The organism is Sphingobacterium sp. UBA2610 (assembly GCF_002339225.1).
Classification (GTDB): Bacteria; Bacteroidota; Bacteroidia; order Sphingobacteriales; family Sphingobacteriaceae; genus Sphingobacterium; species Sphingobacterium multivorum.
This window is the reverse complement of record NZ_DDKA01000033.1, coordinates 22,783-36,526: the sequence shown is the minus strand read 5'-3', so window position 1 is coordinate 36,526 and position 13,744 is coordinate 22,783. Positions and strand designations below refer to the sequence as shown.

General features: G+C 39.4%; 13 protein-coding genes and 1 tRNA gene. 9 read left to right on the top strand and 5 right to left on the bottom strand.

The annotated features are described in order from the left end of the window. Positions 1 to 67 precede the first annotated feature (67 nt). Together B4Z47_RS22035 and B4Z47_RS22030 are read right to left on the bottom strand one after the other, a co-directional pair. Positions 68 to 141, bottom strand: a tRNA-Pro gene (locus tag B4Z47_RS22035). A gap of 155 nt (positions 142 to 296) precedes the next feature. Beyond that, positions 297 to 860: a porin family protein gene (locus tag B4Z47_RS22030; RefSeq protein ID WP_115047580.1), complete on the bottom strand. Its 564-nt coding sequence runs from the start codon at positions 858 to 860 to the stop codon at positions 297 to 299. Between the two features lie 349 nt (positions 861 to 1,209). Between B4Z47_RS22030 and B4Z47_RS22025 the strand changes: the two genes are divergently transcribed. From B4Z47_RS22025 to B4Z47_RS22010, 4 genes are read left to right on the top strand one after another with little or no spacing between them, the layout of a single operon-like run. After that, the gene (locus tag B4Z47_RS22025; RefSeq protein WP_115047582.1) at positions 1,210 to 1,743 is read left to right on the top strand and encodes an RNA polymerase sigma-70 factor; all 534 of its coding nucleotides are present in this window, start codon (positions 1,210 to 1,212) and stop codon (positions 1,741 to 1,743) included. Beyond that, positions 1,740 to 2,708, top strand: a complete 969-nt coding sequence (locus tag B4Z47_RS22020; protein WP_159332817.1) for a FecR family protein — start codon at positions 1,740 to 1,742, stop codon at positions 2,706 to 2,708. The genes B4Z47_RS22025 and B4Z47_RS22020 overlap by 4 nt, the downstream gene beginning before the upstream one ends. Before the next feature lie 48 nt (positions 2,709 to 2,756). Continuing rightward, positions 2,757 to 3,008: a hypothetical protein gene (locus B4Z47_RS22015; protein ID WP_070567348.1), complete on the top strand. Its 252-nt coding sequence runs from the start codon at positions 2,757 to 2,759 to the stop codon at positions 3,006 to 3,008. Further along, complete coding sequence (locus tag B4Z47_RS22010; protein WP_070567346.1) at positions 2,993 to 4,543, top strand: hypothetical protein; 1,551 nt, start codon at positions 2,993 to 2,995, stop codon at positions 4,541 to 4,543. Before B4Z47_RS22015 ends, B4Z47_RS22010 begins: the two co-directional genes overlap by 16 nt. Before the next feature lie 128 nt (positions 4,544 to 4,671). Here the strand turns inward: B4Z47_RS22010 and B4Z47_RS22005 are convergent, their stop codons facing one another. The 3 genes from B4Z47_RS22005 to B4Z47_RS21995 all read right to left on the bottom strand — a co-directional run bounded on the left by B4Z47_RS22005 (position 4,672) and on the right by B4Z47_RS21995 (position 5,999). Further along, positions 4,672 to 5,121: a KTSC domain-containing protein gene (locus tag B4Z47_RS22005; RefSeq protein WP_070567345.1), complete on the bottom strand. Its 450-nt coding sequence runs from the start codon at positions 5,119 to 5,121 to the stop codon at positions 4,672 to 4,674. 55 nt (positions 5,122 to 5,176) lie between these two features. After that, on the bottom strand, positions 5,177 to 5,398 hold the full coding sequence (locus B4Z47_RS22000) for a VF530 family DNA-binding protein (RefSeq protein ID WP_046674232.1): 222 nt from the start codon (positions 5,396 to 5,398) through the stop codon (positions 5,177 to 5,179). An 82-nt stretch (positions 5,399 to 5,480) separates the two neighbouring features. Next, positions 5,481 to 5,999, bottom strand: a complete 519-nt coding sequence (locus B4Z47_RS21995; RefSeq protein WP_070567343.1) for an NADPH-dependent FMN reductase — start codon at positions 5,997 to 5,999, stop codon at positions 5,481 to 5,483. A 215-nt stretch (positions 6,000 to 6,214) separates the two neighbouring features. Between B4Z47_RS21995 and B4Z47_RS21990 the strand changes: the two genes are divergently transcribed. The 5 genes from B4Z47_RS21990 (at position 6,215) to B4Z47_RS21970 (ending at position 13,666) form a co-directional block, all read left to right on the top strand. Next, positions 6,215 to 6,772, top strand: a complete 558-nt coding sequence (locus tag B4Z47_RS21990) for an RNA polymerase sigma factor (RefSeq protein ID WP_046674230.1) — start codon at positions 6,215 to 6,217, stop codon at positions 6,770 to 6,772. A gap of 189 nt (positions 6,773 to 6,961) precedes the next feature. Beyond that, complete coding sequence (locus B4Z47_RS21985; protein ID WP_070567341.1) at positions 6,962 to 8,062, top strand: FecR family protein; 1,101 nt, start codon at positions 6,962 to 6,964, stop codon at positions 8,060 to 8,062. A gap of 187 nt (positions 8,063 to 8,249) precedes the next feature. Beyond that, positions 8,250 to 11,507 carry a SusC/RagA family TonB-linked outer membrane protein gene (locus tag B4Z47_RS21980; RefSeq protein WP_236560142.1) on the top strand — a complete coding sequence of 1,086 codons (3,258 nt, stop codon included), beginning with the start codon at positions 8,250 to 8,252 and terminating at the stop codon, positions 11,505 to 11,507. 12 nt (positions 11,508 to 11,519) lie between these two features. Continuing rightward, on the top strand, positions 11,520 to 13,115 hold the full coding sequence (locus B4Z47_RS21975) for a SusD/RagB family nutrient-binding outer membrane lipoprotein (RefSeq protein ID WP_159332819.1): 1,596 nt from the start codon (positions 11,520 to 11,522) through the stop codon (positions 13,113 to 13,115). Between the two features lie 68 nt (positions 13,116 to 13,183). After that, positions 13,184 to 13,666, top strand: coding sequence for a hypothetical protein (locus tag B4Z47_RS21970; RefSeq protein WP_070567337.1), 483 nt, complete (start codon positions 13,184 to 13,186; stop codon positions 13,664 to 13,666). Positions 13,667 to 13,744: the final 78 nt, after the last annotated feature.

Below are 13,744 nucleotides of genomic sequence, written 5' to 3'. Positions count from 1 at the left end.
TTAGACCCATGTTAGACCTAACAAAAAAGGACTTAAGATTTTAGATCATAAGTCCTTGATAATCAAGTCGGGATGGCCGGATTTGAACCGACGACCTCCAGCACCCCATGCTGGCGCGATACCGGGCTACGCTACATCCCGTTTATTCTGATCGAACGGCCGCTATGAATAGGACCATGATTAAGAATAATTTTTGGTAGCGCTAAAATAATAATTATTGACAAAAAATAAAATATAATTACGAAAAAGCGCCATTCGATTTTTAGAATGGCGCTTTGTGTACTACGAGATGCTGCTTAGAACTTATAACCGACCATAATGCCGATTGTTTTATTTTTTGCATCTAAGTTTTTGTCTACACTCGTAAAACCGTGGCTATAATAAGCATCTAAGGTGAGGTGACTGATGTCTACACCAATACCCACACGACCATCAAATGAAAATTTCTTATAATCGGTATTTGCACTCGACTTGACTGTTTTAACATCATAGTTTAACTGAGGGCCCAATAGTCCCCGGAGGTTGAAGTCGCCATTTTCCAAAAATTTATACCCTACTTGAAGGGGAAGATTGATCTGATAAAATTTAGGCGTTTTCTGTCCGTTTTCGAAGTTATATGCTTTGCGTAAAAGACTGGCACCGATTCCAGGCTGAAAGAATACACGATCTCCAATACGTGCAAATCCTGCAACTGATACGCCAACTTTGCCGTTATTATCTTTGACAGACTTATTGCCAAAGGAACTCATATGATAATTGCTTCCGACTTGCAGCCCATAAGTGATGTCCTGTGCCTGTGTAGTACCTGTTAATCCCAATAATGTCAATCCCAGCAGGGCTACTTTGAATGTTGTTTTCATTGTCAAATTATTTTTGTTATCAATTGTATATTGTTCTTTCCTTTATGACAATGGAAAAACTGTATACCCTTAGAAAAAAAATATTTTATAAAATAGATGACTTACCTTTAGTGATAAAAATAGCTTTTCTATACTTCTTCTCGGGTGAATCCCATTTTTCAGATGGGAAATGGACTGTCCTTGTTGTCGTATTGATATGAAAAGATTTCAGAATAGGTTCGACTTAGGGATTTGCGATCACCTGATTCAGGTCATTGAAGCTGATGAAAAAATGAAAAATTTGTAAGGGTAACAATCTATTAGGATGTCTTACTAATAGAGCGGATTATTTAAACAATAGAATTGATCAATGTCGGAAAATAAAGAAAAGAATTTTGAGCAGCTTTTTCGCACACATTACAAGGAGTTACATCGTTATGCCTATCGATATCTAGGTGATAGTGATGTGGCGGAAGAGGTTGTGCAACAGGTGTTTTTGCGGCTTTGGGAACGCGATTGGGAGGAGCAGATACATACTTCATTAAAAGCTTATTTATATCGGGCTATTTATAATGAAAGTATGAATGTGCTAAAAAAGGAGCAACGAAAGCTAAAATATCAATCACATGAGCAGCATAGACAGGATTTTGCGCCTGCAGTTGATGAAAGTACACGGGATTTGGACGAAAGGCTCCAGATTGCCTTGGCGGAATTACCCGAAAAAAGTCGGACGGTTTTTGAGTTAAGCCGTTTTCAGGAAATGAAGTATAAGGATATCGCAGTAACCTTGGATCTGTCGATAAAGACTGTTGAGGGACATATGAGTAAGGCGCTGCGACATTTGCGTATTGAACTTGTGGATTATTTAACATTGATTATTTGCTTTCTTATCTATAGGCTATGAATAAGGAACTGTTAGAAAAATATATCGTTGGTGAGACCAACGAGGTAGAGAATACCATGATAAAAAATTGGTTGGAAGAAGATGCCAACAATAAGGAGGAATACATAAAAATGAAAAAAATGTGGGATAGTTTGCCCAAACCCCTAGATGTTCCTGATGTGGATGTGGATAAGGCTTGGGCTGACTTCAAAGTGGTACGAGATAAAAGAGCGTCAGAAGCTGCGGTAATCCCCCCAAAAAAGACTTCTGTAATTCAATGGAGCTGGTGGCTCGCCGCGAGTATCTTGATACTCTGTGCAGTAGGATTCTATGTATTTGATCAGTCGCATCGTGAAGAAATGTTTCTTTCGAGCAGGGATCAAGTGCGCCAAGATTCCCTTCCTGATGGCTCGGTTGTTACACTAAATAAAAATACATCGCTGGCTTATTCAAGTCGTTGGACCAATAAAAATAGAAACGTGACCCTGGAAAGAGGGGAAGTGTTTTTCCAGGTTCACAAGGATAAAAAGCACCCCTTTGTCATTGAAACGGGTAAAACCAAAATCACGGTATTGGGCACAAGTTTTAATGTGCGACGGATACCCGATGCGACGGAAGTTATTGTTGCTACAGGATTGGTCAAAGTGGGGTATGCAAATAAGGAAGTCTTTTTGCGGCCACAACAAATGATTACGATCCGGGACAGGGATACGATAAAAGTAGGAAAGGAACCTGTCAAAGATCAGTTTTATAAATACTATGTTGATCGTGTGTTTGATTTTCAGAATACCCCATTGAAACGTGTTGTCGAGGTGCTCAATCAAGCTTATGACTATACGATTATTATAGATCATTCTCCTGATCAGAAATTGTTATTGACAGCAAAATTCGAACAAAATAGTTTAACTGAAATTTTGAAAGTCATTTCTAGCACATTTGGATTAAAAGTCCATGTGAAAGATAGGGAGATTCATCTGACGAGATGAGCCAACAAATAGATATATTTTCGGAACAAAATTGTATATAAAAACAACATGATACTATTTTTTATAAAAAGGATAGAGCTTTACCTCTTCATTTTAATGCTGTGTTCGTTCCATTCGGGACGAGCACAGCAAAAGCTTGCTGTAGAGATTCAGATGCCTGTTTTTGCGGAGACCACAGTAGGTGAAATCTTTCAGCTTTTGAAAGAGAAGGAAGATGTATTGTTCTCCTTCAATGGAAATATCCTACAGACAGTGTTATTCATACCAAGCCTTTTAAAGGAAATTTGTACGATTATCTAGATGGGATTTTGGGAAAGGAATATTCTTTTAAAGAACTGGGCAGACATATTATCATTCAATATACACCACAACGGATGTCGGTAGATTTTGAAGTACAAACACCCACTAAGAATAAAGTGGTTATAACAGGTTATATCAAGAATATTCGAACCAACCGCCCGATTTCCAATGCGAGTATCTTTGATCGAAATGCTTTACTGTCTACATTGACGGATCAAAACGGCTACTTTGAACTAGATGTAAAGAAAAGGAGTAATCTCATTGCTGTGAATGTGAGTAAGGAGGCTTTTCGGGATACCAGTGTTATGGTGATTTTTCCGATAGAAGCGAAAATTGGAGATAAGAAAACGCGTGATTATGGCTATTTTGAGGGTTATGAAGAAGATCATGGTCTTTATCGATCGTTTTGGGGACGGGTGTTTCTCTCGCCTGCCCAGAAGATCCAAAGTATGAATTTAGGTGGAATGTTTTTGTATAGTCCTTACCAAATTTCGATGACACCGGGATTAAGTACGCATGGTTTTATACGCTCGCAAATTGTGAATAAATTTTCCATCAATATCATTGGTGGATCTACGGCGGGCGTAAAAGGTATGGAGCTCGGTGGCGTATTTAATATGAATCAATATGATATGCAGGGTATGCAGATGGCTGGGGTGTTCAATGCGGTGGGCGGAAATGTGCGTGGGGTGCAGCTCGCCGGTGTAGGAAACCGTGTTTTCGGAGAAATGAAAGGTTTGCAAATGGCAGGTGTTTTTAATGGCGTAGGTGGAAATGTAAGTGGGGTACAGATCGCTGGTGTGGGAAACCATGTTGTCGGGCAAGTAAAAGGTCTACAAATAGCGGGTGTTTTCAACAAAGCAGATACGGTGAGAGGAGTTCAGATTGCCGGAGTTGTAAATTTGACGAAAGATGCTTCTGGAACGGTACAGCTTGCCAGTATACTTAATCATAGCGAATCGACTGTTGGAAATCAAATTGCAGGCCTCGCCAATAAAGCAAAAAAAGTAAAAGGAATTCAATTGGCCGGTATCGTCAATATCGCGGATAGCAGCGATTATCCCATTGGTCTGCTCAATTTTATTAAAAATGGCGAGAAAAGTCTTTCAATAGCAATTAATGAAGATAGCTACCTCGGACTGCAATTTCGTTCAGGTGGTCGTGTACTTTATAGCCTATTATCGATCAATGTGGCACTTGAAGGTAATCGACCTGATAAATATGCCTTTGAAGCTGGGTTAGGAGCTGTAGTGCTCAATGGGTCTAAATTCAGTCTCCGCACTGAAATAACAGCGCGTAATCTTTTGACCGAGAAATTTAAAATGCTGGATAACCATCAGTCCTCGCTGCGGATAATTCCAGCCTTTAAATTAAGTGACCGTATATCTATATTTGTTGCTCCCAGTTTGAACTATGCGGAGCGAGATGAAAATACAATTTCTGGCGGTAGTACGGTATGGAAAGCTTGGCGAAGAGACCGAACACGAAATACATTTTATGGCGGTGGAATGGCAGGGCTGATGTTAAAATTATAAAACTGAAAACTATTTGTTAATAGTGTTGTTCTATAGATAGCTTTTAAACATTTAACATTTTACGTAAACGCCCAATATCAATTTGATAGCGGGCGTTTATCTTTGTATAGCTGATTGGAGAACAGTGTTTAAGCGACTGTCGCAGTCTTTAATACATTACGGTAAGGATAAGAATGGAAGATGTGTCTGCGGGCAAATCGACCTAAAGAATCTGCGTTGACAAATTTAATATAGTCATTCCGCTGAACACCAAAATATTCATATTGACTACCATCGTGAAAAGTGACTGTCAATATTTGTCCTTTCCAGTCAATATCCTGAATACCAGAATTGGTAATTGTCTCCGTGTAGATTGGTAACTGTTGCTCTAATGTTTCCGGACAAATGCTTACCAGAAAATGGTATGCTTCGATCATTTCAACACTTTTTTGCTCTGCAGCCAAACGACCTTCTTCATCATTGACAAATTTATCGGGATGACATTCTTTCATGATTGTCCGGTAAGTAGATTTTAGGGTTTTCAGATCCACAGATTTATCTACATTAAGTAACTTCCGGTAGTCGGCAATTTTTTTCATGGCGGCAAAGATATGCTTAATAATCAGATTATTCGCTATGAAATAAGAAATTTTCTTATTTCTTCAACAAGGTTTTTACATAGAGTTGCTCGACCTTCTCTCTTGCCCAAGGTGTTTTCCTTAAGAAAGTTAGGGATGATTTGACACTCGGATTTTCATTGAAGCAACGGATGGATATGCGTTGTCCCAACTCTTCCCAGCCATAATACTCCACTAAATATTCAATAATGGTGTCGAGTCTTTTTCCGTGTAATGGATTATTAATTTGTTCTTGCATGTCGTAAAGATAATAATCTTCAAATTATGGATTATGCTAATTTCTATGGTTTGAATGAAAATGGAACAGAACTTAGTGTGTATTAATATTCATTAAGTTGTGTGGCCAGCTTTTCTAGATCTAAATTGAGCTGTTCGTCCCAAATTGCTCCCGTAGCATCCAGTTTTCCTTTGACTCCTTGTATGAGTAGATTTCTTTTTTCGTCAATTTGAGCTCCTAATCCCTGCAGGATACGCTGTAGTTCGACATGCGCTGTTTCGCCTTGCGCAGCAGCAGTAATGATACTAACGGGCTTATCGGTGAAAACCGTCGTTGCGGCGCACCATTCAAGTAGATTTTTTAATCCACTGGGTACACTGAAAATATATTCAGGGCTGCTGATCAATACTAAATCGGCGTCATTGATTACCTGGCGAAGTGCAATAATTTCAATAGGTGGATGAGATTGGCTCTCCTCTGGATCAAAATGAGGCAGTTCTTTAAGACGATCAAATAGGGTGAAATGGATATCGGCATTGATCTCCTGTTGGAGGTGATTTACAATATGATGATTGGATGAATGTGCACTGGCGCTACCAACAATGGCAAAAATAGTTTTCATGTGAGTTTAAATCTAATCAACGGCTGTATACTGCTGCTGAGTTTTTACTTTTTATATTCTTAATTTAGGAACTAAATTACACTATTCAATTCAAACGATTGACTTTGTTCTTCGCTTCAATGTAATTTTTCGTTTCTTTCTCCTTTTACCGATTAAGTTTATACTTTTGGAACTGAGGACTTATATTAGCCTTTTTTCGGATTATATGCTTTATTATGAGAAATAAAATGGGGTACCGCTTATTGTGGGAACGTATTCGTACTGGAGACGAAACGGCTTTCTTTGACCTATATGCGGCACTCTATCAAGAGCTTGTCAATTTTGGAATACGTACATGTGGCGATAGTGACCTGGCAAGTGAAGCAACCGATCAGGTATTTGTGAAAATTTGGGAAAAACGAGAACAGCTTGACCGGGTCGAAAATGTACAGTCCTATCTCATTACTTTTTTAAAAAGACGTATTCTGCGTTTGCTGGAGAAACAACATAAAATAAATACAGCCCTTCAACATGTAAAAGCTGAAGATGATTGGGTGGAGATGCCCTATGAGGAGTTTGTCATCAAAGTACAGACGAATGAAATCATACAGATCCGTTTGAAAGAAGCACTGGAGAAGTTATCATTTCGTCAAAAACAGCTGGTGAATCTCAAGTTCTTTGAGGGATATTCGTATGAAAAAATCTCAGAAATTACACAAATGTCTGTAAAGACAGCCTATAATACGCTTTACGATGCTTTGAAAATCCTACGGGAAGAGTTAAAAGATATTTAAGTTTAACCTGTTGTGGTTCCTTTGCAGATCCAATAATCGTTTAGCATGCGCTGAAAACTATTACAGAATGCTATTCTTGTATTCTTTATTTAAAATAAAAATCTGAATTTCAGTGTTTTATGAAATATTTTAAATTTTCTTTAGGCAAAAGAACGTCTTTTGGGCACTATAGAGTAAATACCCAAAAGAATGAGCCAAAAAGATTATAAACAGTTAGAAGATTTTTTGATTGACGATACTTTTCAAAAGTATTGTTCGGGAGAAGATAAAAACTGTATTCTGTACTGGCAACAATATAGCCTGAACCATCCAGAACAAGCGGAGACGATTCTGAAAGCCAAACGCCTCTATCAACTCTTGGTTGGCAATCGTCGACCTGTGAATGAGCAATTGGAAAAATTGAAGACAGATCTGCAGAATGTTCCAGTGGAGCATCAGGCATCCTTTCGGTTTAACTGGCCCAAATGGGCAGCCATTGCCGCTGTACTTGTTGCATTGGTATCGGGCGGAGTTTGGTATTATGCTCAACCCGGTAAAGTTGATTCCTCATTGCCAATAAGCGCAATCGGCCAAGTATATCAAACAAAAAATGGGGAGAAAAAGACCTTCGAATTAAGTGATGGAAGTACAGTAACGCTAAATTCTGCGAGTAAATTAGAGTTGTCCGCAGATTTCAATCAGGAATTGCGTGTGGTGCGGCTTGCTGGTGAAGGCTATTTTCAGGTAGCAAAGAATAAGGAGAAACCTTTTGTGGTACAGGCAGCTGATTTTGATATCAAGGTACTGGGGACAACATTCAATGTAAAGAGTTATTCTGATGAACCTACAGCAGAAGCATTGCTAGTGGAAGGTTCTATTGAGATGACGAGCAAAGGGCAGCGTGAAAATTCTGTTGTCATAAAACCGAATCAAAAAATCACGATCTTTAAGAATCAAACTGAAGTAGCAATCGCTCGTAAAACCAATAAACCAAACGTGAGCAAATTACCGATTAAGGAAATTGCCATAGAGAATATCCCTACAATAGAATCCAATACAGCTGAAATACCAGACATTGCGTGGCGTGAAAATAGATTAGAAATCGTGGACCAAGATTTTGAATCACTTCGTAGAACACTGGAACGTTGGTATGATGTGGATATACAAATCCAAAATGATCAATTAAAACAATATCGCTTTACGGCAACCTTCAGCAAGGAAGGTATTGTTCAGGTATTAAGTGCTTTACAGGAAGTTGAACCTTTTAAATTTAATGTATATGGGAAAAAAATAACTATATCAGAAAAGTAAAAAGGATGGTGGACCAACACCATCCTTCATTGAAAAAATGATTAACCAAAAGCAGCAACATTGGGGCGTGCTGCTTAATATTAATTTTAACCAACACTAAAATATGATTAAAAATTGCTTATTGCAAATGCGCAATGGATATATTGTGCATTTTAGATTCATTATCCGGATGAAACTAGCCTTAATTATGACTACGTGTGCTGTTATGAATGTTTCGGCAAATGTATTTTCCCAACAAAAAGTCTCCTTGGATGTCCAAAAAACAAAACTGAGCAAGGTACTTAAAATGATCGAAGAGCAAAGTGATTATTACTTTGTCTATAATTCGACGAACGAAAATTTAAATAAAGAAGTGTCAGTCAATGCGAATAATACCAAGGTATTGGATGTATTGGCTAAGCTTTTCAATAAAAGTGGATTGGTTTACTCCGTTTCTAAGGAAGGTCTTGTGGTTGTCAGTCAACAACAGCAGGTAGCTGTCGCAGGTGTCGTCACGGACGATAAGGGCAATCCCTTAGCTGGTGCCACGGTACGTGTTAAGGGAACCGCGGTGGGGCGGGCAACAGATATCAATGGACGTTTTACGATCGATGCCGCAACTGGAAACACCTTAATTATTTCTTTTGCAGGTTACACTTCGCAAGAAGTGGCCGTAACCAAAGAGGGTGATCTGAAAATTGTTTTATTGGAAGACAATCGGATGCTCAATGAGGTTGTTGTGACGGCATTGGGTATGAAGAAAGAGAAACGCTCGTTGGGGTATTCTGTTACGCAGGTTGCCGGTGAATCACTAACCACAGCCCGTGAAAATAATGTGATGAATTCACTCGTAGGAAAGGTGGCCGGATTGGATATCAGTTCTACATCTGGTGGGGCTGGAGCTGCGTCCAATGTGACCATTCGTGGGGTATCAAGTTTGAACCAAACAAATCAGCCATTATACGTAATCAATGGTATCCCCATGGAAAGTAAACCAGTAGGAATTGGAAATGCTAATTCCAAGGGAAACTCAGGAAGCCAATGGGATAATGCACCCGATCTTGGTGATGCGATCGGCAATATCAACCCAGACGATATTGAAAGTATTTCGGTTCTAAAAGGTGCGGCAGCATCAGCATTATATGGCTCAAGAGCGAAAGCTGGTGTTATCCTCATTACGACAAAATCAGGTAAAGGTAATTCGATCGATTTCAATAGTAACCTTGTTGCCGAGCAGATCATTGACAACACCAATTGGCAAACAGTGTATGGTCAGGGGGCGAACGGTGAGAAGCCAACAACCCAAGCAGGAGCGGCCCAAGTGGGCGGATCGAGCTGGGGAGCTAAATTGGACGGTTCTCCCGTAGTCCAATTTGACGGTGTATCAAGACCATATTCATTACAAAAAGGGAATTTAGATAGGTTTTATCGTACGGGTTCAACATGGACAAATACGCTGGCATTAAATAAATCATTTGATGGCGGATCTATCCGTCTGTCGGGAACAGATGTCAATAACAGGTCTGTTGTTCCAAATTCGGGACTGAAAAGACAGTCGTTTAATTTGGTCGGACTTTTTGAACCACTCAAAGGTTTGACGATTGATGCGCGTTACAACATGATTTTGGAGCAGGTCAAAAATCGTCCAATGGTTTCTGACGGTGCAGGAAACGCCAATTACAACGTTATGTTTTTGCCATCGAGCATTAATGTCAATGATTTGAAGCCATGGAAGGATGGCAATGGAAAAGAGATACTCTATAATTCAGGCAATGTGTATGCGACCAACCCTTGGTTTGCTGCAAATGAGTTTATCAATAACACCAATCGTGACCGCTCCATAGCCTCTGTTACGGCTAAATATACGATGGGCAACGGTTTGTTTGTTCAAGGAAGAGCGGGACGGGATGGCTATACTGATCATTATAAAAATGTATTGCCTTCTGGTACGGGTTATTATGAAAATGGTAAAATCGCTGAACAAGAAACCAAATTTGCGGATATTAATACGGATGTTTTGGTTGGTAAGTCATTCACTTTCGGAGATTATACCCTGACGCCTAATCTCGGAGCGAGTTACAGAAATACTAAAATCAGACAAACGACAAATTTGGGTACCGACTTCGCGATATTCGGTGTTTACAATATTTTGAATGCAAAAAATAAATCGGTAGCGTATCTCGAAAGCGAATCGGAGACACAGTCTACTTACGGTACCTTAGAATTTGCTTATAAAGATGTCGCCTATCTGACAGGTAGTTTGCGCTCTGACTGGTTTTCTACGCTAGCAACTCCGGGAGTGGATAATAAATTGAACTCGGTTTATCCAGCAGTTTCGGGATCATTTATCTTTTCAGAATATCTAAAGCCATCGTGGTTGAGTTTTGGAAAGTTGAGGGCAGGTTTTGCTCAGGTAGGGCAGGCAACAGATCCTTATCAAACCTTGCTAACCTATAATTTTAGAAGCGAGGTACTCAACGGTCAACCGTTAGGGGTTATTAACAATGTGAATATCCCGAACTCTTCCTTGAAAGCTTCTACAGCAACAGAGTTGGAAATTGGAACGGAGTTGCGTCTTTTTAATGATCGTGTAAACTTGGATCTAACCTGGTATAACAAGAAGTCGAAAGATGAGATTTCTTTTATCACAACCCCTTCAGCAAGCGGGTACGCCGGTGCCGTACTCAATGCCGGAAAGATGCAAAATAAGGGGTTTGAAGCGTTGATTTCTGCTACTGTTGTTAAAACCGAAGATTTTAAATGGGTATCCTCATTGAATGGTTCTTACAACGACAATAAAGTGATTTCATTGGCTGAAGGAATGGACGAACAGACGGTAGCAACGTCCCGTTCGGGCGTAGGTTACTTAATGAATAAAGTTGGTATGCCTGCTTTTCAGATCATGGCTTTCGATTATAAGTATGATAGCAATGGCGAGATCGTAAAATTGGCTGACGGTTCTCCTGACCGGGGTGAGTTAAAGTCTTATGGTTCAGCTATGAATAAATGGTTTGCAGGTTGGAACAATGAATTTAACTACAAAAGGTTTAATTTCTCTTTCTTGATTGATGGAAAGTGGGGTGGAAAGCTTTTCTCAGGAACAGACTACTACGGTTACATTTTTGGATTGCATCAGGAAACTGTGGCAGATCGTGAAAGCTTGGGTAGAACGGCCTCTACTTATTATACCAATACAGCGAATAATGTATCCAAGATATTTGTAAACAGCGCTGATTTTGTAAAGTTGAGACAGGTCGTTATGGGGTATACTTTCCCTTCCAACTTATTCAATAACAAAGTTAAGTCAATTACGGTAAGTGCTGTAGCGCGCAATCTCTGGACGATCATGAAGAAAACAAATAACATTGATCCAGAATCGAGCTATAATGCAACTTTCCCGGGTTTAGAACTCGGCGGTGTTCCAGCAGTGCGTACTTACGGTGTTAATTTAAGTGTTAAATTCTAATTGCAAACAATCATGAAAAGATATATTAAACCGGTATTTGTTAGTTTAATGGCGGCTACATTATTTATGGAAAGTAGCTGTACCAAAGATTTTGATAAGATAAATACAGATCCAGTTGCTTACGGAAAAGAAAATTGGGATCCAAATTATACATTGAGCTCAGCACAATTGTTTTACACCGGAAGTTTTGATTTTGCATACGATACATGGCGTGGAAATCTGATTTATTCTTCCACAATGATGCAAGGTTTATCGACCGTAGTGAGTTATTGGGCTGGGGACAAATATATGCTGAATGAAAGTTATACCGCGGCTTATTGGGGGACGGGTACAGTAGGGGCCTATATTGAGCAGGTTCGTAATATTGTGGATGTGGTTGAGTTTACAAAAGACAAACCAAAATATGCAAATCTCCACAATGTCGCCCGTATTTGGAAAGCTTTAATTTTCGCACGCTTAACTGATTTGTATGGCGATGTTCCCTATTCGGAGGCGGGACTGGGTTTTTATACCAAAGTTTATAAACCGAAGTATGACAAGCAGCAGGATATCTATACTGATTTGCTGAAGGAACTGGAAGCGGCTACTGCAGCGTTAAAGGATGATGGTGATAAAGTCACTGGGGATGTTATTTATAAAGGTGATATTGCCAAATGGCGTAAATTTGGTAATTCTCTACTGCTTCGCACAGCGATGCGTTTGGTTAAAGTAGACGAAGCTAAAGCGAAAGAGTATGTGCAGAAGGCTGCGGGCAAGACAATGGACAGTAATGCTGACAATGCATTTATTTTACATGATGAGTCTGGATCTCGGGTAACGCAAAATAGAAATAGCCAAGTTTTATTGGGTGATGGTGGTCAAGAGAATTATTATGTCAAATGGTCTAAAACATTTATTGACTATCTAAAAAGCAATAATGATCCGAGGTTACAAAAGGTAGCTGTCACAAAACTGTATTTATCGGAAAAGGATAAAGGACAGAACGGGAGTTTTATCACAGACCCAACCAAGCAAAAGGGGATGCCTAACGGTAAGGATTTGGGCTCAAATGCGCAGTATAACATCAGTAGCGATCCAAGTTACACGACCTTTGCGGAATATTCTTCGCCCAATCCTAATATGATCAAGCGGACTGGCGCGACATTTATTTTGACCTACGGTGAATCCGAATTGCTTTTAGCAGAGGCTGCCCAACGTTGGGGCATCGGTGGTAGTGCAAGCGACCATTATAAAAAAGGGGTGAAGGCAAGCATTACGTATCTGAATCAATATGATGGTTCCTTGGCAATAAGTGATGCAGATGCCGAGACTTACTTGGCAGCAAATCCATTTAATGCTGCTGATGCCTTAAAGCAGATTAATACTCAATACTGGGCACATACCATAACGATGATGGACTTTTATGAAACTTGGAGCAACTGGCGTAGAAGTGGCTATCCAGCGTTAACTCCTGTGAATTATCCAGGCAATGCAACGTCGGGGACTATTCCAAGAAGATTCCCTTATCCTTCTACTGAAGCGGCTATCAATGGCGAAAACTACAGAGCAGCTTCGGCCGCAGTACCTGGCGGAGACAAGTTGTCTGGTCGAGTTTGGTGGGATAAATAATTACAATGGTTTGTTTTTGATTGAGGCTGAACTTTCGTAGTTTGGCCTCTTTAAACCTTTTATAAAATATGATAAACCTAAAAAATCAATTGCTGTTTGCGATCGCGACTTCCTGTCTTGTTTTTTCATGTAAAAATAATACTGAAAAAAAAGAAGTTGATGCGGTAAAATCAACTTCTTTGTCCGGTACCTATAAGCTTATTGAAAGCAAGACAATTAAAGGGAAGGATACGGTGACCGTTTTTACGGATACCAGTAAAACAGAGATGTTTAAAATGTTCAATGATGACCATTTTTCTTTCTTTAACCACGATAAGGAAAAAGGTAAAGGGAAAGAACCGCTATTTGTAGCCGGTGGCGGTACCTATTCTTTTGATGGTGTCAACTATCAAGAAAGACTACAATATTGTTCAATGCGGGATTGGGAAAGCAATAAGTTTGATTTTAAACTTACTTTAAAAGGAGATACCTTGATTCAAACCGGTGAGGAAAATTTACCTGAATTGGGGGTTAAACATACCATTGTGGAAACCTATTTAAAAGTCAAATAATCAATATTCTTATACCTGGAATTTTAACATCCCTCTTAAGTTTATTTTATTAATGCAGGCACTCAAGATTTCTTGAGT